12 protein-coding genes, 1 tRNA gene and 1 pseudogene are annotated in these 20,562 nt (G+C 73.6%); 2 read left to right on the forward strand and 12 right to left on the reverse strand.

Annotated features, from left to right (window positions below):
- Positions 1–29: 29 nt before the first annotated feature.
- Complete coding sequence (menC, locus tag AB0A61_RS09915) at positions 30–1,139, reverse strand: o-succinylbenzoate synthase (protein ID WP_361288946.1); 1,110 nt, start codon at positions 1,137–1,139, stop codon at positions 30–32.
- Positions 1,136–1,921, reverse strand: coding sequence for a chorismate synthase (locus AB0A61_RS09920; RefSeq protein ID WP_361288949.1), 786 nt, complete (start codon positions 1,919–1,921; stop codon positions 1,136–1,138). The genes menC and AB0A61_RS09920 overlap by 4 nt, the downstream gene beginning before the upstream one ends.
- Positions 1,922–2,071: 150 nt before the next feature.
- Between AB0A61_RS09920 and AB0A61_RS09925 the strand changes: the two genes are divergently transcribed.
- Complete coding sequence (locus tag AB0A61_RS09925) at positions 2,072–3,682, forward strand: helix-turn-helix domain-containing protein (protein ID WP_361288952.1); 1,611 nt, start codon at positions 2,072–2,074, stop codon at positions 3,680–3,682.
- Here AB0A61_RS09925 and dapE read toward each other — a convergent pair.
- From dapE to AB0A61_RS09950, 5 genes are all read right to left on the reverse strand, one after another.
- A complete protein-coding gene (gene dapE / locus AB0A61_RS09930; RefSeq protein WP_361288955.1) occupies positions 3,654–4,715 on the reverse strand; it encodes a succinyl-diaminopimelate desuccinylase in 1,062 nt (353 codons plus the stop codon). The two genes, AB0A61_RS09925 and dapE, sit on opposite strands and share 29 nt — an antisense overlap.
- Complete coding sequence (locus tag AB0A61_RS09935; protein ID WP_361289158.1) at positions 4,712–6,292, reverse strand: amino acid permease; 1,581 nt, start codon at positions 6,290–6,292, stop codon at positions 4,712–4,714. Before AB0A61_RS09935 ends, dapE begins: the two co-directional genes overlap by 4 nt.
- A gap of 265 nt (positions 6,293–6,557) precedes the next feature.
- Positions 6,558–7,199, reverse strand: coding sequence for a helix-turn-helix domain-containing protein (locus tag AB0A61_RS09940; RefSeq protein WP_361288958.1), 642 nt, complete (start codon positions 7,197–7,199; stop codon positions 6,558–6,560).
- A gap of 818 nt (positions 7,200–8,017) precedes the next feature.
- Positions 8,018–9,805, reverse strand: coding sequence for a DEAD/DEAH box helicase (locus AB0A61_RS09945; protein WP_361288961.1), 1,788 nt, complete (start codon positions 9,803–9,805; stop codon positions 8,018–8,020).
- A 218-nt stretch (positions 9,806–10,023) separates the two neighbouring features.
- Positions 10,024–11,490 carry an MFS transporter gene (locus AB0A61_RS09950; RefSeq protein WP_361288964.1) on the reverse strand — a complete coding sequence of 489 codons (1,467 nt, stop codon included), beginning with the start codon at positions 11,488–11,490 and terminating at the stop codon, positions 10,024–10,026.
- Between the two features lie 188 nt (positions 11,491–11,678).
- Here AB0A61_RS09950 and AB0A61_RS09955 point away from each other — a divergent pair.
- Positions 11,679–11,750: transfer RNA gene (locus AB0A61_RS09955), tRNA-Cys, on the forward strand.
- Positions 11,751–12,243: 493 nt separating this feature from the next.
- Here the strand turns inward: AB0A61_RS09955 and AB0A61_RS09960 are convergent.
- The 5 genes and pseudogenes from AB0A61_RS09960 to AB0A61_RS09980 form a co-directional block, all read right to left on the reverse strand.
- Positions 12,244–12,957, reverse strand: a pseudogene (locus AB0A61_RS09960) (SUKH-4 family immunity protein); the annotation flags it as partial.
- Between the two features lie 251 nt (positions 12,958–13,208).
- Entirely contained in the window at positions 13,209–15,515 is a 2,307-nt protein-coding gene (locus AB0A61_RS09965; protein WP_361288967.1) for a molybdopterin cofactor-binding domain-containing protein, read from the reverse strand.
- On the reverse strand, positions 15,512–17,536 hold the full coding sequence (locus AB0A61_RS09970) for a 2Fe-2S iron-sulfur cluster-binding protein (RefSeq protein WP_361288970.1): 2,025 nt from the start codon (positions 17,534–17,536) through the stop codon (positions 15,512–15,514). Before AB0A61_RS09970 ends, AB0A61_RS09965 begins: the two co-directional genes overlap by 4 nt.
- A complete protein-coding gene (locus tag AB0A61_RS09975) occupies positions 17,533–18,426 on the reverse strand; it encodes an FAD binding domain-containing protein (RefSeq protein ID WP_361288973.1) in 894 nt (297 codons plus the stop codon). Before AB0A61_RS09975 ends, AB0A61_RS09970 begins: the two co-directional genes overlap by 4 nt.
- A gap of 242 nt (positions 18,427–18,668) precedes the next feature.
- Complete coding sequence (locus tag AB0A61_RS09980; protein WP_361288976.1) at positions 18,669–20,363, reverse strand: beta-N-acetylhexosaminidase; 1,695 nt, start codon at positions 20,361–20,363, stop codon at positions 18,669–18,671.
- Between the last annotated feature and the right edge of the window lie 199 nt (positions 20,364–20,562).

A 20,562-nucleotide genomic window follows, 5' to 3' on the forward strand; every position in this document is an offset into this window, starting at 1 on the left:
GACGGCCTGCGCCCGGACTCCGGTGCCGGTCAGCCCGCGTACAGGTCCCGCCGCTCCCGCGTGAACCGGCGCAGCGCGTCCGGCAGCGGTGCGATGCCGATGCCGGGGGTGGCCGGCACGGGCAGGTGACCGTCGCGCAGGACGAACGGCTCGGTGATGTCCTCCGCGAAGTAGCGGCCGGACGCCGAGGTGTCGCCGGGGAGCGTGAAGCCCGGCAGGGCGGCCAGGGCCAGGTTCGGTGCGCGGCCGATGCCGGTCTCCAGCATTCCGCCGCACCACACCGGCACCCCGTGCGCCTGCGCCACGTCGTGGATGCGGCGCGCCTCCAGGTAGCCGCCGACCCGGGCGGGCTTCACGTTCACGACCCGGCACGCGTCCATCGCGATCGCGGACGCGGTGTCGCGCGCGTTGTGCAGGGACTCGTCCAGGCAGACGGGGGTCGCCAGCCGCTGCTGGAGCCGGGCGTGGGCGTGCAGGTTGTTCTCCTCCAGCGGCTCCTCGATCAGCAGCAGCCCGAAGTCGTCCAGACGCCGCAGGTGCTCGGCGTCGGCGAGCGTGTACGCGGTGTTCGCGTCGACCTGGAGGGGCAGCTCCGCGCCGAAGCGCTCGCGCACCGCTCGTACGGGTTCGACGTCCCAGCCCGGTTCGATCTTCAGCTTGATCCGGACGTAGCCCTCGGCGAGATAGCGCTCGACGTCGTCCAGCAGCTCGCCGACGCAGTCCTTGATGCCGACCGAGACACCGGCGGGCACCCGGTCGCGCACCGCGCCCAGGTAGGTGGCGAGCGGCATGCCGTACTCCCGCAGCTCCGCGTCGAGCAGCGCCGTCTCCAGGGCCGCCTTCGCCAGCTCGTGTCCCTTGATCCCGGCCAGCGCGGGGGCGACGGCGGCCGTGGTGAGCTCGGGCAGTGCCGCGACGCGCGGCAGCAGGAAGTCGCGGAGCACGATCTCGGCACCGGCGGTGAACTCGGAGCAGTACAGCGGCTCGGGGTCGGCGGCGAACTCCGACCAGCCCTCGGCGGTGTCCGTGACGACGTGCAGCAGGAAGGTGTCCTTCGTCGTCATGGTCCCGAAGGACGTACGGAACGGGGTGACGAGCGGGATCGCCACGTGGACGATCTCGACGCGTTCGAGTTTCATGCCCCGGCTCCGTCCGCGCCGCGGGTCAGGGTGTACCAGCCGTCGCGGGACATCCCGGTGGCGGTGAAGCCCTGCGCGAAGGCCTCCGTGAACACCTCGCGGACGGCGTGCCGCCAGCGCAGGGCGAGCAGCGGCTCCGTGGCCCGCAGCTTCACGACGTCGTCGGGGACCCGGCACCAGACGTGCCGGTCGGCGAGGTCACGGCGGGCCAGGGGCGCGCCGTCGGGCGCGAGGTGCGTGGCGGGGGCCGCGTCACGCTCCCCGTTGTCGCCGCTCTCGTGCGGCTGGGTCGGCCGAGCCAGGTCCCAGGTGACGGTCAGCCGGTCGCTCTCGTCGCCGTCGTTCACGCCGTCCGCCATGCGCCCGTAGAAGTCGACGAGGTACTCGGTGCCGACCGCGCCCAGCTTGACCAGGTTGAAGCGGGCGTTGCGGCCGACCAGCGGGTCGAAGGTCCAGCGCATGGTGCGGGCGCCTCGGTCCAGGGCCCAGGCGCGCTGGGCCTGCTTGACCGCGTGTCCGAGGCCCGGGTCGGCGGCGGCGACCAGCGAGTACGCCTCCCGCGCCGTCGGCGGCCCGAACACCGCGACGGACGCGCCGGCCGGCCGCACGCCGTCGTCGGTGTGGGCCGCGTGCACCGCGCCGCCCGCGTGGACCAGGCTGTGCAGCACTTCGGCCGGGTACGGCGGGGCGGTACGCGGGGTCTGCCAGACGTCGCTGAAGAAGTCGGCGACGGCTGCGAGCCCGGCGACATCGTGGACGGCGCGGAGGGTGAGTCCGTTCATGGCTCGAGTCTCGGGGCCGGTGCGCCCGCACGGGTTGTGCGGAGCGACAAGGACTGCGTACGTTCCTTTTGGGATCGGCCAATTCGGCAGCAACGCAGCGGCCAACTCCGCAAGCAACTCCCGCAAGCAACTCCGCACCCGAGGAGCCCCATGGACGCCTGCACGCTCGGCGACCTCCTGGACGTGGTCGGCGGCTCCTCCGTCCGCCTGCTCACGGCCCCGAACGGCCTGGGCGTCCCGGTGACGGAGGCCGTGCTGCACGATGCCCATGACCCGCTCCCGCAGGCGCCGGGCGCACTGCTGCTGGCGGTGGGCGTGCGGGCGGCCGCGGCCGGGCCACTGGTGCGGGCCGCGGCCGGGGCCGGTCTGAGCGGGGTCGTGGTGCGCGGCGCGGACGGGCCGGTCGGCGAGGCGCAGGCGCACGGTGTGGCGCTGCTGTCGGTCGCCGAGGACATCGCCTGGCACCACGTGCACCTGCTGCTGGCCTCGGCGATCAGCGCGCGGCCGGTGCCGTCCGGCAGCGGGCTCGGGGACCTGTTCGCCCTCGCCGACGCGATCGCGGCGGCGACCGGCGGCGCGACCGCCGTGGAGGACCCGCGCCAGCGCATCCTCGCCTACTCCACCGTTCCCGGCCAGCCGGTCGACGAGGACCGCCGGCAGGGGATCCTGGGTCTGCAGGTGCCGGGCAGCGCGGAGAACAGCGAGCAGTACCGGGTGGTGTTCGCCACCGACCGGCCGGTACGGCTGCCCGCGCTCGGCGCGGAGAACCTGCCGCGGCTCGCGACGGCCGTGCGGGCGGGCGGCGAAACCCTCGGCTCGGTCTGGGTGGTCGACGACGGCACCCTTGCGGCGGACGCCGAGAAGACCCTGGCGCAGGGCGCGTCGACCGCCGCGCTGCTCCTGCTGCGCGCCCGGGCGGCCCAGGAACTGGCCCGGCACCAGAACAGCGATCTGCTGCGCCGCCTGCTGGAGGGCAGCGCGGACGTCTCGACGGCCGCTCACCGTCTGGGGCTGGACGCCGTGCGGGTGGCGGCCTTCGTCCTGGCCTCCGCGGCGAGCGGCCCCGACAGCGAGCGGACCGCGCTGCGCCTGCTGGACGTCGTACGCCTCCAGTGCGAGGCCAGGTACGGGCGGCACGCGTGCGTGCTGGTCGACGGGGTGGTGTACGCGCTCCTCCCGGCGGCCGGGGAGCGGGGCAGGGGCGGTGAGGCGGGGGCCGGCGCGCCGTGGAGCCGGACGACCACGGACCGGCGCCACCGGCAGCTGGCCGAGGACATCGTGGGACGGGCCGGGCAGGCGCTGCGGGTGCCGGTGCGGGCGGCGCTGGGCGAGGTCGTGGCGGACCTCGGCGGGGTACCGGGGTCGCGGGCCGATGCGGACCTGGTGCTGCGGATGCTGGGCGACGAGCTGCCCCTCGCCACGGTCGACGAGCTGCGCCCGCGGGTGACGCTGCTCCGGCTGACCGAAGTGATGGGCGAGCGCCCGGAGTTGGGGGCGGGCTCCTGGCGGCGGGTGCTGGAGTACGACGCCGGGCACGGCACCGAGTACGCCCGCACCCTGGTGTCCTGGTTCGACGCGGGCTGCGACATGGCGGGCGCGGCGAAGCTGCTCTCGGTCCACCCCAACACCTGCCGCTACCGCCTGAAGCAGATCCAGCAGCACGTCGGGATCGACCTCGACGACCCCGACGAACGACTGGTGCTGTGGCTGCAGTTGAGGACGCTGGCGGGCCTCAGGGGCGCTGCCGGAGCCACGTCCTGAGCCGCTCCTCGCACTCCACGAGGTGCTCCACGGGCACGTACTCCCCCGCGGTGTGCGCGAGCGACGGGTCGCCGGGGCCGTAGTTGAGGGCGGGCGTGCCGAGCGCCGCGAACCGGGCCACGTCGGTCCAGCCGAGCTTGGGCCGGGGCCGCGCACCGAGCGCGTCGACCAGTTCGGCGACCCGGTCCAGCCTCGGCAGGGCGCCCGCCACGGCCTCGGTGACCCGGACCTCGTACTCGGGGAACAGCCCGCGCACGTACGCCTCCGCCTCCTCGGGACAGCGGCTGGGCGCGAAGCGCGCGTTGACCGTGACCACGCACTCGTCGGGTACGACGTTTCCCGCGACCCCGGCACGTACGGCCACAGCGCCGAGGCCTTCGCGGTACTCCAGCCCGTCGATGACGACCCGCTCGGGCGTGTGGTCGGCGAGCCGCTGGAGCACCGGAGCGGCCGCGTGGGCCGCGTTGACGCCCATCCACGCCCGCGCGGTGTGCGCCCGCGCTCCCCTGACCGTGATGTCGGCGGTGAGCACGCCCTGGCAGCCCGCCTCGACTCCGGCGTCGGAGGGCTCCATGAGGATCGCGAGGTCCGCTCGAAGCAGGTCGGGGCGCTCGGTGGCGATGCGGTGCAGGCCGTTGCGGTCGCCCTCGACTTCCTCGCACTCGTAGAAGACGTAGGTGAGGTCGCGGGTGGGGGCCGGGACGGTGGCCGCGAGGCGCAGGGCGACGGCGACCCCTCCCTTCATGTCGCAGGCACCGAGGCCGTGTACGCGACCGCCGTCGAGACGGGAGGGGAGGTTCCCAGCGGCCGGGACGGTGTCCAGGTGGCCCGCGACCAGAGCACGTCGGGAGTGGCCGAGGCTTGTGCGGGCGACGACCGAGTTGCCGATCCGTTCCACGGTGAGCCCGGGAAGCGTGCGCAGGGCTGCTTCCACGGCGTCGGCGAGGGGGGCCTCCTGCCCGCTCTCGGAGGGGATGTCGACGAGGGCACGCGTCAGGTCGACGATGTCGGCGGTGAGGTCGATCGTCCTCATGCGGGGTCCTGCGGGTTGTCGTACGACTGCGGCTGCGGCTGCGGCCGTGGCCGTGGCCGTGGCTGGGTCTCTGTCTGTGACTGTGGCCGTGGCCGTGGCCGTGGCTGCGACTGTGGCCGTGGCACTGGCTGTGTCTGTGTCTGTGTCTGCGTCTGCGTCTGCGTCTGTGGCTCGTCGAGCTTGGAGTGGCGGATGCCGTAGAACCCGTAGATCACGAGCCCGACGGCCATCCACGCACCGAACGCGATCCAGGTGTCGGCCCCGAGGCTGAACAGCATGTAGGCGCAGAAGCCGACACCGAGGAGCGGTGTGACGGGCGAGAAGGGGACTCGGAAGGAGCGGGGCGCGCCGGGGTTGCGCCGGCGCAGCAGCACCACCGCCAGATTGACCAGCATGAAGGCGAACAGCGTGCCGATGCTGGTGGCGTCGGCGAGGCTGCCGAGCGGGACGAGTGCGGCGAGCACGGCGATGAAGCCGGAGACGATCACGGTGTTCGCGCGCGGCACGCCCGTGCGCGGGTGCACCTTGGCGAACAGGGGCGGGACCAGCCCGTCGCGGGCCATCGCGAAGAGGATGCGGATCTGCCCGTACTGCACGGTGAGTACGACGCTGGTGGTGGCGACCACGGCCCCGACGGACAGCAGGACCGGCCACAGGTTCCCGCCGCCGACGGCCTGCACGAGCACCTCGCTCAGCGTCGCCTCCGTCCCCGCGAACTTCTGCCACGGCATGGCGCCGAGCGCGGCGACGGCGACGAGGACATAGAGCGCGGTGACCAGGATGAGGGACAGGACGATGGCGCGGGGCAGGTCGCGCTGCGGGTCGCGGGCCTCCTCGCCCGCCGTGGAGGCGGCGTCGAACCCGATGTAGGAGAAGAACAGCGAGGCGGCGCCCGCGCTCATGCCGGCGGCGCCGAGCGGGAAGAGCGGCTGGAAGTTCCCGGCGTGGAAGGCGGTGAAGGCGACCGCGCAGAACAGCACGAGGGCGGCGATCTTGACCGCGACCATGATCGTGTTGGCGACGGCGCTCTCCCGGGCGCCGCGCAGCAGGACGACCATGGCGAGGACGACGATGAGGGCGGCGGGGATGTTCAGCGTTCCGCCGGCACCGGGCGGAGCGCTCAGGGAGTCGGGCAGGGTGACGCCGACGGTGAGCTGGAGCAGTTCGTTGACGTACTGTCCCCAGCCGACGGCCACGGCGGCGACGGACACGCCGTATTCGAGGATCAGACACCACCCGCAGACCCAGGCGACGAGCTCGCCGAGCGTGGCGTAGGCGTAGCTGTACGACGACCCGGAGCCGGGGATCATCCCGGCGAGCTCGGCGTAGGACAGCGCGGAGAACAGTGCGGTCACCCCGGCGAGCACGAACGACACGACGATCGCCGGCCCGGCCTCGGGCACCGCCTGCCCGAGCACCACGAAGATCCCGGTGCCGAGGGTGGCGCCCACGCTGAGCAGCGTGAGCTGTGTGACGCCCATGGTCCGCTTCAGCGGACTTCCGGCGGCCTCGTCCACCAGCGAGCCGACGGCCTGTCGCCGCGTCAACCGGCTTGTGTGTCTTGCCTGTTGCCCCATCCGGGGCCGCGTACCGACCGTGTCCACCGTGCCACTCCCTCCACCGACGGGCTGTTAGGCCCTTGATGATGCGGAGAGGTGGCCGGGGGGAGGTGAGGGGAACGGCCAGTGGTGCGCACGGTGTTTTGGCGAATCGGCCAAGGCAACACGGCCGCGGACAGTGGCGCCGGGACGCAGCGCCCGCGAGGCAGCCGCCCGTACGTCGGCTTCGGCCCCTGTCCCTGCCCCTGCCCCTGCCCCTGCGCCGGGCCTCGCGCCGCTCGCCTCAGCGCAGCGCTTCGGCCACCTCCCGGGCCGCCTCCACCACCCGCGGCCCCACCCGCTCGGGCACCGCGTCCGCCAGCATCACGACGCCCACGCTGCCCTCCACCCCCGTGACCCCGAGCAGCGGTGCAGCCGCTCCGCTGGCTCCCGCCTCCAGCTCTCCATGGGTCAGCGTGTAGCCGGGCTCGGCCATGGGCTGGCGGCGTGCCGCGAGGATCGCCTTGCCCGCCGCGCCCCGGTCCAGCGGGTGGCGGAATCCGGCCCGGTAGGCCACGTGGTAGTCCGTCCACGACGGTTCGACCACGGCGACGGCCAGTGCGTCCGCCCCGTCCACCAGCGTCAGATGGGCCGTCGCCCCTATGTCCTCGGCCAGCGACCGCAGCGCCGGCAGCGCCGCCTCCCGCACCAGCGGATGCACCTGCCGGCCCAGCCTCAGCACCCCGAGCCCGACCCGGGCACGGCCGCCGAGGTCACGGCGTACCAGCGCGTGCTGTTCCAGCGTGGCGAGCAGCCGGTACACGACAGTCCGGTTCACGCCCAGTTTCTGGGACAGCTCCGTTACGGTCAGCCCGTGATCGGTGTCGGCAAGCAGTTTGAGGACTCTGAGTCCCCGGTCGAGCGTCTGGGAGGTCTCCGCGGTCACGACGCCCACTCCTTCGGTGGTGAGGTCGGCGGCCCTCCTCGCGGCATGCGTCACCGAGTCCCGTCAGTGACGCGCTTCAGAGGCCGCCGATCGGCCGGCGGTCCGGGTCATTCCGAACACGGTCGCTTCACGGCTGCGCTCCGCGGCGGCACTGCCACGGGGCGTGTGCGTAGCGGGACAGTAGCGAAGCCGGTTCGCTGAGCGGAAGGCTCCGTCCAGAATCCGGTCACCGGCAGATATGGCCTACCTGGGTTTGTCCGGATACGCCCAGGGGGCTGCGGCCGGGGTGGAGTTGGCGGCGGCCATCCGGAGGTACGGCTCCGCCGGGGTGCGGCTCCGCCGGGGTACGGCTCCGCCGGGGTGCGGCTCCGCCGGGGTGCGGGCGAAACCACCGGGGGTGCAGGAGGTGCGGCTCCGCCGGGGTGCGGGCGAAACCACCGGGGGTGCAGGAGGTGCGGCTCCGCCGGGGTACGGGCGAAACCACCGGGGGTGCAGGAGGTGCGGCTCCGCCGGGTCCGGGCGAAACCACCGGGGGTGCAGGGGGCGCAGCCCCCGCTGGGGTCTGGGGCGGAGCCCCGGGAGGGAACCTCCCAACCCACCGAGACGGGCGGGCGGGCAAGCCCCCGCCAGAACCCGGGACGAAGCCACCAGGAGTATGCGGAGCGCCCCCCGGGGGTGCAGGGCGCGCAGCCCCCGCCGGGGTCCGGGCGAAACCACCGGGGGTGCAGGGCGCGCAGCCCCCGCTGGGGTCCGGGGCGGAGCCCCGGGAGGGGGCCTCCCAACCCACCGAGACGGGCGGGCGGGTGGGAAAGCCCCCCTCACCGCATACGCGTAGCCCACTCCCGCACCTTGGCGATCCGCTGCCGCAGCTGCCCGGCCGTCGCCTCGGCGCTCGGCGGCCCCCCGCACACCCGCCGCAGCTCGGTGTGGATCACCCCGTGCGGCTTGCCGCTCTGGTGGACGTAGGCGCTCACCATCGTGTTGAGCTGCTTGCGCAGCTCCATCATCTCCTTGTGGCTGACCACCGGCCGCCGCTCGGCGGGCAGTTCGAGCAGGTCGGCCTCGGAGTCGGGCTTCTTGCGGCTGTGCGCGATCTGCCGGGCCTGCCGCTTCTGGAGCAGCAGTTGCACCTGGTCGGGTTCGAGGAGTCCCGGGATGCCGAGATAGTCCTGCTCCTCCTCGCTCCCCGGGTGGGCCTGCATGCCGAACTCGGCGCCGTCGTACAGCACCCGGTCGAAGACGGCGTCGGACTCGAGGGCCTCGAAGGGGAGCATGTCCTGCTCGCCGGTGTCCTCGTCCTGCTCCTTGTTCGCCTCCTCCATCTCCTTCTCGGACTCGGCGTACGGGTCCTCCTCGCCCTCCTTCTTCGGCTTGTCGAGGGCGTGGTCCCGCTCCACCTCCATCTCGTTGGCGAAGGTGAGCAGGTCGGGGACGGTCGGCAGGAAGACGGAGGCGGTCTCGCCACGCCGCCGGGACCGTACGAAACGACCGACGGCCTGCGCGAAGAAGAGCGGCGTGGAGATGGTGGTGGCGTAGACCCCGACGGCGAGCCGGGGCACGTCGACACCCTCGGACACCATGCGGACGGCGACCATCCAGCGGTCGTCGCTCTCGCTGAACTCGTCGATCCTCTTCGAGGCGCCGGCGTCGTCGGAGAGGACGAGGGTGGCCTTCGTGCCCGTGATCTCACGGATGAGCTTGGCGTAGGCGCGGGCCGAGTCCTGGTCGGAGGCGATGACGAGGGCGCCCGCGTCCGGGATGCCCTTCCTGACCTCGGTCAGCCGCTGGTCGGCGGCGCGCAGCACGCTGGGCATCCATTCCCCGCGCGGGTCCAGGGCGGTGCGCCAGGCCTGGCTGACGGCGTCCTTGGTCATGGGCTCGCCGAGCCGGGCGGCGATCTCGTCACCGGCCTTGGTCCGCCAGCGCATGTTGCCGCTGTAGGAGAGGAAGATCACCGGGCGGACGACATGGTCGGCGAGCGCGTTGCCGTACCCGTAGGTGTAGTCGGCGGCGGACCGCCGGATTCCGTCCGTCCCCTCCTCGTACGTCACGAAGGGAATGGGGTTGGTGTCGGACCGGAAGGGCGTACCGGTGAGCGCGAGCCGTCGCGTGGCCGGCTCGAAGGCCTCCAGACACGCCTCGCCCCAGGACTTGGAGTCACCGGCGTGGTGGATCTCGTCGAGGATCACGAGGGTCTTGCGCTGCTCGACCCGGTTGCGGTGGAGCATCGGGCGCACGCCGACACCGGCGTAGGTGACCGCGACTCCGTCGTAGTCCTTCCCGAGCGGTCCGGCGCTGTACTCGGGGTCGAGCTTGATCCCGATCCGTGCGGCCGCCTCCGCCCACTGTTTCTTCAGGTGCTCGGTCGGCGCGACCACGGTCACCTGCTGCACGACGTGGTGGTGCAGCAGCCAGGAGGCGAGGGTGAGGGCGAAGGTCGTCTTGCCCGCGCCCGGGGTCGCGACGGCCAGGAAGTCGCGCGGCTGCTCCTGGATGTACTTCTCCATCGCCCCCTGCTGCCAGGCACGCAGCTTGCTGGCGGTGCCCCAGGGAGCGCGGCCCGGGAAGGCCGGGGAGAGGTGGTGGGAGTGGGAGGAAGCAGTCATAGGGCTGGGCCCGGAGGGCCCTCCGTTGAGGGTGGTGGCGGGTGATGGGCGGGCGGTAGTCACGGTCTCCGTGGAGGGGTCGGGCTGCTCGGCTACGTATGACAACCGGGCCACCCTACCGGTGTCCTCGCCCGCCCCTCCGCGCAACGGCGCCGCACCGGGCCCGGGTGCGACACGCGTCACAGATCACTTCCTTCACCCCCGGCGGAGCGGCCGGGTCACCGCTCCCGCAGCCGTGTCGTCACCCACGCCCCCACCAGCGCCACTCCCGCCATCGGCAGGAACACCGCGGCGAAGGCGGCCGGATGGGAGGTGGAGACGGAACCGGAGGCCGCCGTGGCCGTGCCGGTCACCGTGCCGCCGCCGAGCGCGGCGAACGCGGCGCCGCCGACCGCGAGGAGCAGCACGTTGGAGAGGGCGTCGGAGATCTGCAGGGCGGCGGAGTTGGTGCCCGCCTCCTCCGGGGCGGACAGGCGCAGCAGGAGCACGCTGGTGGAGGCGATCACCAGGCCCATGCCGAAGCAGCCGAAGCCCCAGGCGACGGCGACCGTCCAGACGGGGACGGTGTGGATCAGCACACTGGGCGCGGTGACGACGGCGGCGGCCACCAGCAGCATGCCGAGGGTCATCAGCCGTTCCCGGTACGGCGCGACGCGCGCCCGTGACTGCACCCAGGAGCCGAGCGCCCAGGTGGCCCCACCGGCCGCCAGCGAGAATCCGGCGAGCGTCGGCGAGAGCCCGCGCTGGGTGACGAGCATCAGGGGGACGAAGGACTCGGCGGCGATGAAGGAACCCGCGGCGACGCCGCGCAGCAGCACCACCGACGGCAGCCCGCGCGCCGCCCGGCAGGTCCCGCGTGGCAGCAGTCCCCGCACGGCCGGCACCAGCAGCGCGGCCCCGGCCGCGCCGGGCAGCAGGGAGATCCAGCGCAGGTCCTGCGCCGCGTACTGCAGCAGTCCGGCGCCGAGGGAGATCCCGAGGGCGAGCCGGATCCGGCGGCGGTCGAACGACTCGGGTGCCGGCTCGGCAGCCCTCACCGGGCCGGAGGCCAGCCGGCGTATCCGAGGGAGTGCGATCGCCAGCGGGAAGACCACGAGGACCGGGATGCCGACGAACACCCAGCGCCAGCCCAGGTGTTCGGTCACCGCGCCCGAGGCGAGCGGGCCGACGACCGACGGTACGACCCAGCCCGCGGCGAACGCCGCCATGATGGACGGCCGCAGCCGCTCCGGGTAGGCGCGGCCGACGACGACGTACAGGGCGACGATCACCAGCCCGCCGCCCAGTCCCTGGACCGCCCGCCCCACGATGAACACCCACATGGCGCTCGCCGTCCCGGCCAGCAGCAGCCCGGCCGCGAACGCGCCGATCCCGGTGGTCAACGCCCCGAGCGGCCCGCGGCGGTCCGACCACTGCCCGGCGAGCACCATGCCGGACAGGCTCGTGGTGAAGTACCCCGAGAACGCGAACGCGTACAGCGGTACCCCGTTCAGTTCCCGCGCCGCGACCGGCATCGCGGTACCGACGGCGGTCGCCTCGAAGGCGATCAGCAGGACGACGGTGACGATGCCGACGGTGAGCGACCGGTAGGGCCGGCTCAGCACGGTGGCATCCGGTGCGCCGGTCGTCCGGGCCGTGCCGGGGACTTCTGCGACGCCGGTGTCACCTGGTTCGAGGGCGCTCATGCCGGCCAGCGTAAGGTCCACGACCCACTTTGGCCCCTGTCGGGAGTCGGCACCCGGCAGGGACCTTGGTCGTACGACCGGGCGTCGGCGTCACCCCGTTCGTGAACGGCGTGTGGCAGTCGCATTGCAGCCCACACGCCTCCCTTGAGCCCGCCCCGCGCCCCACCCTACGGTCGTTCCATCAACACGGCCGTGTGCCCGAGTGGCTCAGGGACTCGCCTGCAAAGCGGGTTACGCGGGTTCGATTCCCGCCACGGCCTCCGGCGCCTTGACCAGCCGGCAAGTCAAGACGGGGCGGCACTCCCACCGGAGTGCCGCCCCCTTTTTACCCCTTTTACTGCGGGGCGCCGCGCCAGTCCCGCGCGCACCCGGATGCCGGTCGGCGCCTCCCGGTCCGGGGCCGGAATCGTGATTACGTAGCGACATGAATGACGGGCGTTCGGTAATCGCCCGCCTGTGGCCCCGCTTCCGGGGAGATCCCGACATGCGCATGATCAAGCGCCAGTGCCTCCGGTGATCGCCAGGTCGGCCCCGCCCGGCACACGGGGGTCGAACCGTCCCCGCACGGTGATCTGATTCTGGCCCAGGGTGAAGGTTCCGACGCACTGCAGATCGAAGTCCCGGGGTGTACCGCACCGCCGCCGGCTTCGTCCACGGCGTCAACGTCGGCAGCACGGACACGAAGGTCACCGTTCACCTCGTCCGGTGACCCTGGCGTGCCCTGGTTCCTCCGTGCGGGGGGACCAGGGCACGGATCGTCCGCTCGCGGTGCAGCAGCCAGAGGGTGACGGCGAGGGTGGAGACGTCCGTGGTCAGGGGGTGGAGGGTGGCCTCGGGCTCGCTCCAGGTCAGGATCGCGCCCGTCGTGCCGTCGACCACCAGGCTGTTGTTCTCCACCAGGTGGCCCAGGCGTATCAAGTGATCGCGCTGGGCGGGGAGTTGGTCGGGGGTGAAGTCGCCGGGTCGCTCGTCCGCGCAGTACTCCGCCAGGGTCGGCAGCGGGACGTCCGTGTCCAGCTGGAACAGGATGCCGTCCTCGGGCAGGCCCGTCTCGCGCAGGAAGCGGCGGGTCGGCTCGTGGGTGAGCGTCGCGGGGAAGTCGACGTCCTCGAAGCGGGCGACACGGCCCTGCCCGAACTCCTGGTCCAGCAGGCGGGCGGGGAGATCCAGGGTCAGGCCGCATTCCCCGCCCGCGCCCGCGATCAGGGCCGACGGTCGGATCCGGGTCCCCGCATTCCGGAAGGGGGGCACCTCACCGTCCGTGCCGTCCTCGAACACCGCGAGCAGGTGCCGGGACGCCTCCGTCAACGCCCTGTGCCCGGAACGGCCCGCGGGGGAGGTGAACCGGCCGTGCAGGCCCGCCAGTTCCTCGGCCACGGCCGTGAACCGGATCAGCGTCTCCAGGGACGGTGACGGCGGGCGGCCCTCCGTGAGGTCGGGGCGGTCGTGGAAGAAGTACGTGGTGATCGCCGTGGTGCCGGCGTCGGTCGTGCTCATTTCTCCCCCGCGCAGATGAGTCCCCGGTCCCCCGGGTGCACCCGGGCAGGACGTGTCGTGCGGCCGCCCCGCCTCGGTGGCGGCCGTCGTCCCCACTGCCTGGAACACTACGCGGCACCACTGACAACGCCCCTCGGCCGACCCGGTGGCCCCCGGTGGCACGGGGCGGGGTCGGTGGCGCGGCGCCCATCACGCCATGCCGGACGGGCTGCCCGCCCGGCTCACGGGGTGGTGACCACCGCCGCCTGGGGGCGGATCGGGAGGCGGTTGACGGGTCGGCCGGTAGCGGCGCGTACGGCGGAGGCGATCGCCGCCGGGGAGGTCACGACCGGCACCGCGCTGACCGCCTTGGCGCCGAAGGGGGCGACCACGTCCCGTTCCTCGACCAGCTTCACGATCTGGATGTCGGGGGCGTCCAGGGCCGTGGGCAGGGCGTAGCCCGTGAGGTCGGGATGGCGGATCAGGCCGCGCGGGGTGCGCAGGTTCTCGGTGAGCGCTATGCCCACGCCCTGGGTGACGCCGCCCTCGATCCGGGAGACCAGCTGCGCCGGGTTGAGCACCCGGCCGACGTCCTGGGCGAGGGCCAGTTCGACCACCCGGACCGAGCCCAGTTCGATGTCGACGTCGACCACCGCGCGGATCGCGCAGAAGGCGAGGCCCACGAAGGCGTCGCCCTGACCGGACTCGTCGAGCGGTTCCGTCGGGTGCGGGCGGCACTGGGCGGTGGCCCACAGCTCCTTGCCGTCCATGGCTTCGGTCACGGTCGTGGACAGGACGCCGTCGTACGACGTGATCTTGCCGTCGGTGATCTGCAGCAGCTCCGTCGACATGCCGAACTTGTGCGCGAGCGGCTGCAGCAGCTGGGTGCGGACCATCTTCGCCGCCCGCTCCACCGCGCCGCCCGACACCCAGGTGTGACGGCCGCGGCAGCCCGCGCCCGCCGGAGGCTGGTCGGTGTCGACCGGCGCCACGTGCACCTCATCGATGCCGAGCGTCTCCTGGACGATCTGCCGGGCCAGCGTGGTGAAGCCCTGGCCGGTCTCGACGGCGGCGCACAGCACCGTCGCCACGCCGTCCTGGACCTTCACGGTCGCCGTCGAGACCTCGTCGGCGCCCTCCGCGCCCAGCATGTGCACCATGCCCAGGCCGTAGCCGACACCGCGGCGCACGGCGCCTGGTTCGCCCGCGCCCTCGGGACCGCCGGGCAGCAGCCACTCCTCCTCGGGGGTGTCCTTGGGCAGCGGGGGCAGCGGGTGGTCCCGTACCGCCTGGAGCAGTTCCGCCACCGGGGCCGGGCACGTCACCGTCTGGCCCGTCGGGAGGACGTCCCCCGTGGCCATGACGTTGCGCAGGCGCAGTTCCGCCGGGTCCAGGCCGAGCTTCTTGGCCAGCTTGTCCATCTGCGCCTCGTAGGCGGCGCACACCTGCATGGCGCCCTCGCCGCGCACATGGCCGGAGGGCGGGTTGTTGGTGCGCACGGCCCAGCCCTCGATGAAGGCGTTGGGCACGACGTAGGGGCCGCAGGCGAAGGAGACGGCGGCCGCCAGCGCTTCGGAGGAGGTGTCGGCGTAGGCGCCCGCGTCGAGCAGGATCTGTGCCTCGACCTTCACCAACGTGCCCTCGGCGTCGGCGTGGTGGCGGTAGCGCAGGAGGGTGGGGTGACGGTGGGTGTGGCCGAGGAAGGACTCCTCGCGGGTCGCGGTCAGCTTCACCGGGCAGCCGGTCCTGAGCGCCAGCAGGCCGAGCGGGAGCTGGAAGCCCCGGTCCTCGCGGTCGGCGGTGGCGCCGGGCACGCCGGTGACGACCACCTTCACGCGCTCGGGTTCCAGGCCGTAGCAGGCGGCGAGGGTGTCGCGGTCGCCGTGCGGGTCGGTGGAGGCGAGGTACAGCTCGACGCCGCCGTCGGGGCGCGGCACGGCCAGGCCGGCCTCGGCGCCGATGGGGGCGGGGTCCTGGCGGCCGATGCGGTACAGGCCCTCGACGACGACCTCGCCGGAGGCGTCCGGGTCGCCGTGGCGCAGCGGGATGTGCCGGATCAGGTTGCCGTCGGGGTGCAGCGGCTCGGCCTCGAAGGCCTGCTCGGGGTCGGTCACCGGGTCGAGCACCTCGTACTCGACGATGACGGCGGCGGCGGCCATCCGCGCGGTGTCGGGGTGGTCGGCGGCGACGGCCGCGATGGGCTCGCCGTGGTGGCGTACGACCTCGGAGGCGAACACCGGCCGGTCGGCGGTGCCGCGGCCGTACAGCGGGCTGCCGGGGACGTCCTCGTGCGTGATGACGGCCCGTACGCCGGGCATCTCGCGCGCGTGGGTGGTGTCGATGGACAGGATGCGCGCGTGCGGGTGCGGCGAGCGCAGTACGGCCGCCCACAGCAGGCCCTCGGCCCACAGGTCGGCCGCGTACGGGAAGGTGCCCTCCGTCTTGGCGCGGGCGTCGGCGGCCTGCAACGAGGAGCCGAGACCGTGCGGCAGGGGCTCGGGGGCGGGGGCGGTCTCCGTGGCGGCAGCGGTGGCGGCTTCGTTGCTCACGCCTGGCCTCCGTCCTGGCCGTAGGGGTCATGCGGTCCCGGGGTCTCGAACGCCGAGGGGTGGATTCCGCCGGCGCCCGGGCCCGCCTGGTGAGGGATACGCGGTTCGTCGGCGTCCGACTCGGTTCCGTCGGCCGCGGTGTGCGCCTGGCGCTCGGCGACGACCTCCTGGACGGCCTGCAGGACGCCCCGGTAGCCGGAGCAGCGGCACAGGTTGCCGCACAGCGCCTGGCGGGCCTCCAGTTCGGTCGGCGCCGGGTTGCCCTCCAGCAGGTCGTGCAGGGTCATCGCCATGCCGGGTACGCAGAAGCCGCACTGCACGGCGCCGCACCGGGCGAGCGCCCGCTGCACGTCCGAGGGCCGTCCGTCGGCGGCCAGGCCCTCGACCGTACGGACCTCGCTGCCGGCCGCGGTGACCGCGGGGACCAGGCAGGAGGCGACGAGGCGGCCGTCGACCTGGACGTTGCAGGCACCGCACTCGCCCTGCGAGCAGCCGTCCTTGGCGCCCGCGAGACCGAGCCGCTCCCGCAGCACGTACAGCAGGGACTCGCCGATCCACGCGTCGGTGACGGGCCGGTCCACGCCGTTGACGCGCAGCACGAAGGAGGCGAGCGGGTGCTCGTCGTGCGGGGCCGCTGGGGGCGGCTCGTCCGGGGACGCCGCGTTCTCCTGGTTGTCCTGCGGGCGCGCGGAGTTGGCGTCGGGGCCCGCGGAGTCGGCGTCCACGACCGCGGGGCCGGAGGCCCTGGCGGCCTCCTGGGCGGCCCGGGGATCCACTCCCGGGGTCCCGGCGGGTTCGGGCCGCGCGGGAGGCCCTGAGGGCCCCTCAGCGGCCTCTGCGACCCCTTGCGTCTCCTCGGCGGCCCCGGCCGTCCCGTGAGCGGGCTGTGCGTCGTCCGCGGCGGACCCGGCCTCGGGCTCGGTGCCGTGTCCGGCGCGGGGCGGGACGCGCGGTCCGGCCGGTGCCTCGGCGTCCCGGCCGTGCGGGGGCCGGGAGTCGTGCGCGGAGTCGGGCGGTTCCGGCGCCGGTGACGCCGACTGCGGGAGGGCCTGGTCGGCCGGGTGCGCCCCGGGGCCGGGGTGCGGACGGCCGGAGGAGGCGTCGGCCTCCGCGCGTTCGTCGGCCGGGTGCGGTGCCGCCGCCGGCCGGCCGGTGACGTGCGGGATCTGCTCGGACGGCGCGGAGTGCCGGTGGGCGCCGTCGGCCGGCTCGCCCTCGTACGCCGCCCCGTCGGGCTGCCCGGCCGGGCGGGTCCCCCGGACCGGTTCCGTGTCGTAGGCGTCCCCGGCCGGCTCGGCCTCGTGCGCGCTCCCGGACGCATGCTCGGCCGGGTACCCGCCCCGGGCGGGCCGTTCCTCGTGGGTGCCGTCCCGGTTCGGCTCGCCCTCGGGCTGCTCCTGGGTACCGGAGCCGGCCCGCTGCTCTCCCCACGGCCGGCCCGCCGCCTGAGTCGCCCAGGGTGCCGCGGCGCCGCCGGGAAGCGTGGCCGGAGGGGTGCCGCCCCACTGCTGGATCAGGGACGAGGTGGTGAACTCGCCCGATTCGTCCGGTAGGTCACCATCGGCGACAGGGATCGACCACTGCCCGGTGACGTCGTGTCCGGGGACGTCGTGCCCGGGGGCGGCCGGGGTCTGGCCCGCCTGGGTGGCCTGCACCTCGTCGAAGTTCCACTGCTGGGTGGCCGCGGGGCGGTACGTGAACCGGTCGTTCGCGTCGGCCTCCTGGGGCACCGCGTTCGGGTCGGGCCACCGAGCACCCTCGGCGGGCGCGCCCGGCGCGTTCCAGCCGCCGGTGGCCGCGGGGTCGGCGGCCTCGTCGGACGCGGGCGTCACCGTTATCTGCGGCGGCACATAGCCGTGGCCGGGCGCGGCGAGCGGACTGTCGGCGGCCAGGAGGGCGTCGATGCCGCCCTCGGGGAGCTTCACGAAGGCGGTGGCACCGTCGTCGTAGTCGCCCTGCGGCAGCGGGTCCCAGCGGCCGCCGCCGCGGGGCGTGCCCTCTCCGTGCTGGTCGTCGGTCACGACAGCGCCCTCCCCAGTGCTCGTCGGGCCAGCGCGGCAACGGTGCGCCGCAGGTGCAGTACGGCGGGCGGGAGCTGCTGCAGGGACCCGTCCTCGGCCGGGGCCGGATCGGGGATGCAGGCCGTGGCGACGTACTCCCCGAAGGCTTCCAGCGCCTCCGGGACGATCGTGCGGTTGTTGTCCCAGTCGATGAGCTGGGCCACCCAGTGCTCGGCGTCCAGGGGCCTGAGCGGCATGGGCGCTATGGCGCCGACCGCGCACCGCACTCCGCGCCGGGCGGGGTCCAGGACCAGCGCCACGGACGCGACCGCGCGGCCCGGCCCGGCCCGGCCGGTCGCCTTCAGGAAGACCTGCGGCGCGTGCAGCAGCGGCACGCGCACGTACCCGATGAGCTCGCCCGCGCGGAGCATCTCCACGCCGGCCAGCAGGTGCGACACCGGGATCTCCCGGCGGGCCCCGCCCGGGCCCGCCATGATCAGTGTCGCCTCCAGGGCGGCCAGCACCGGCAGCGCGTCCCCGGCGGGGGCGGCCGAGGCGATGTTGCCGCCCAGGGTGCCCGCGTTGCGGATGTGCGGCGGGCCCGCGGCGCGCGACGCGGCGGCGAGCGCCGGGATCAGGGCGGCGAAGTCGGGGCGGCCCATGCGCGCGTGGGTGAGGCCCGCACCGAGCAGCGCGTGGCCGTCCTGGTACTGCCAGCCGCGGATCTCGCTGATCCGGCCGAGGCCGACCAGCGCGGCGGGCCTGAGCTGCCCGGAGTTGACGGCGGCCATGAGGTCGGTGCCGCCCGCCACGGGGACGGCGGTGGGCATGGCGGTGAGCGTCGCCACGGCCTCGTCCAGCGTCGTGGGCAGCGTGACGGCCTGCGCCGCCTGCGGTGCGTGCGTGGTCAAACCGGCTGCCCCTTCCCGCTGCCCCACCTGGTCCCACCTGTGCTGCCGTACGGTACGTGCTGACAGGGCGGACGTGGCAACTCTGGCACATCTTCGCAGGACCCGGACGCGGGGGTCCGCCAGGAGGCATTCGCCCACCTCATCGGGGAGATGGTCCGTTTTCGGACGGCATCACCGCTGCGGGTGAATATTCCCCCCTTCGGTGACGCTTGGGGGCTTTTTCCAACGTGTGTTCGTAACTGTTACCGAACGGGCGGTGGACCGTCGATCGGGCGGCCGGGCACGCCGGGGCGCCGCTGCCACGGGCGCGGTCCGGTGGGCGGGCGGTAGGCGACGCCCAGCGCGTCGAGCCGCCGGTAGTGCGCGGTCATCCGCCGCTCGAAGTCGGCGAAGTCCCGCTCCGCCGGGGCGGGCAGGGCGCTCCAGGCGACCTCGGCGAAGGCGGCGAGCCGGGGGAAGGCCTGGTAGTCCACGCGCGCGGAGTCCTCCATGACCTCGGTCCACACGTTGGCCTGCGTGCCGAGCACGTGCCGCGCCTGCTCCTCGGTCAGCTCGGGCGGAACCGGTTCGAACCGGTAGACGTCCTCCAGGGTGCGCACGTAGCCGATCGGTACGGGCTCGTCCTCGCCGGGGGCCTGGCGGTGGTCCAAGTACACCTGCTGCTCGGGGCACATGACGACGTCGTGGCCGGCCCGCGCGGCGGCGATCCCGCCCGCGTACCCGCGCCACGAGGACACGGCCGCCCCCGCGGCCAGGCCGCCCTCCAGGATCTCGTCCCAGCCGATGAGCCTGCGGCCCCGCGCGGTGAGCCACTTGTCGAAATGGCCGATGAACCACGCCTGCAGACCGTCCTCGTCGGTGAGCCCGAGTTCCTTGACGCGTGCCTGCGCGGCCGGGGAGCGCCTCCACTGGTCCTTCGGGCATTCGTCACCCCCGACGTGGACGAACGCCGAGAACTCGGCCGCGTCCGCCGGGAACAGCTCCAGAAGTTCCTCGAAGACGCCCTCGTAGAAGCGCAGGGTGCGCTCCGTGGGGGCGAGTACGTTCGGAAAGATTCCCCAGTCTTCCCCGACGGTCAGGGCGTTGGTGTCGACGACGTCGGTGTTGCCGAGTTCCGGATACGCGGCGATGGCGGCCTGCGAGTGGCCGGGTACGTCGATCTCGGGGACGACGCTGATGTGCCGCTCGGCGGCGTAGGCGACGATCTCCCGTATGTCGTCCTGGGTGTAGTGGCCGCCGTGCGGCTTGTGCTCCCACAGTGGTGACGCGCGGTGGCCGAATTTCGTGCGCGACCGCCAGGAGCCGACCTCCGTCAGCCTCGGGTACTTCCTGATTTCGACCCGCCAGCCCTGATCGTCCGTCAGATGGAGGTGGAGGACGTTGAGTTTGTGCGCGGCCATGAGATCGAGGTAACGCAGCACGCCGTCCTTCGGCATGAAGTGCCGGGCCACGTCGAGCATGAGGCCGCGCCAGCGGAAGCGGGGGCTGTCGTGGAGGGTGACGGCGGGAAACTTCCATTCCTCCCGGACGGCGACCGGGGCCCGGCGGAAGGCCTCCGGGCCCAGGAGCTGACGGAAGGTCTGGGTGCCCCAGAAAAGGCCCGTCTCGCTCGCCCCGTCAATGACGATCACATGGCCGTCGGCGCTCAGGCGGTACGCCTCGGGGCCGCCGGGTTCCGCGGCGAGTGCGGGGACGATCCGCAGCAGGATGCGGTTCCGGTTGCCGGTGTGCGGGGGCAGTGGATATCCGGTCGCCGCACCGACGGTCGTCCGCAGCCACCGAGCCACCCGCTCGGTGCCCGGCGTGGTTTCGATCTCCGTCTCGGCGTCGATGAAGCACCCCTGACCACCTCCGGGCAACGAGGCCGAAAAGCGGCTCGGGGCAGGGACCAGTTCCACGTGGAGGCCCCGGAACTGCTCGTACGGAATACCACTCATCAGGTCAGTCCTTTACCGCCACGGGCGCGTCCGCATTCCGGTCGCCGACGCCACTGCGATGCGTTGCAGCATGCGCAATAAGAATTTCGCTCTGCACAACACACGGCAGGCTAGGGAATTCGCGGGAACGGGGACAAGCCCCACGGCAAAGGCCCCCGGCGCGCGCGGAACGCGCCCCGGAGGCCCAAGGGGTCTTGGC

The organism is Streptomyces sp. NPDC046197, assembly GCF_040646295.1.
Lineage (GTDB): Bacteria > Actinomycetota > Actinomycetes > Streptomycetales > Streptomycetaceae > Streptomyces.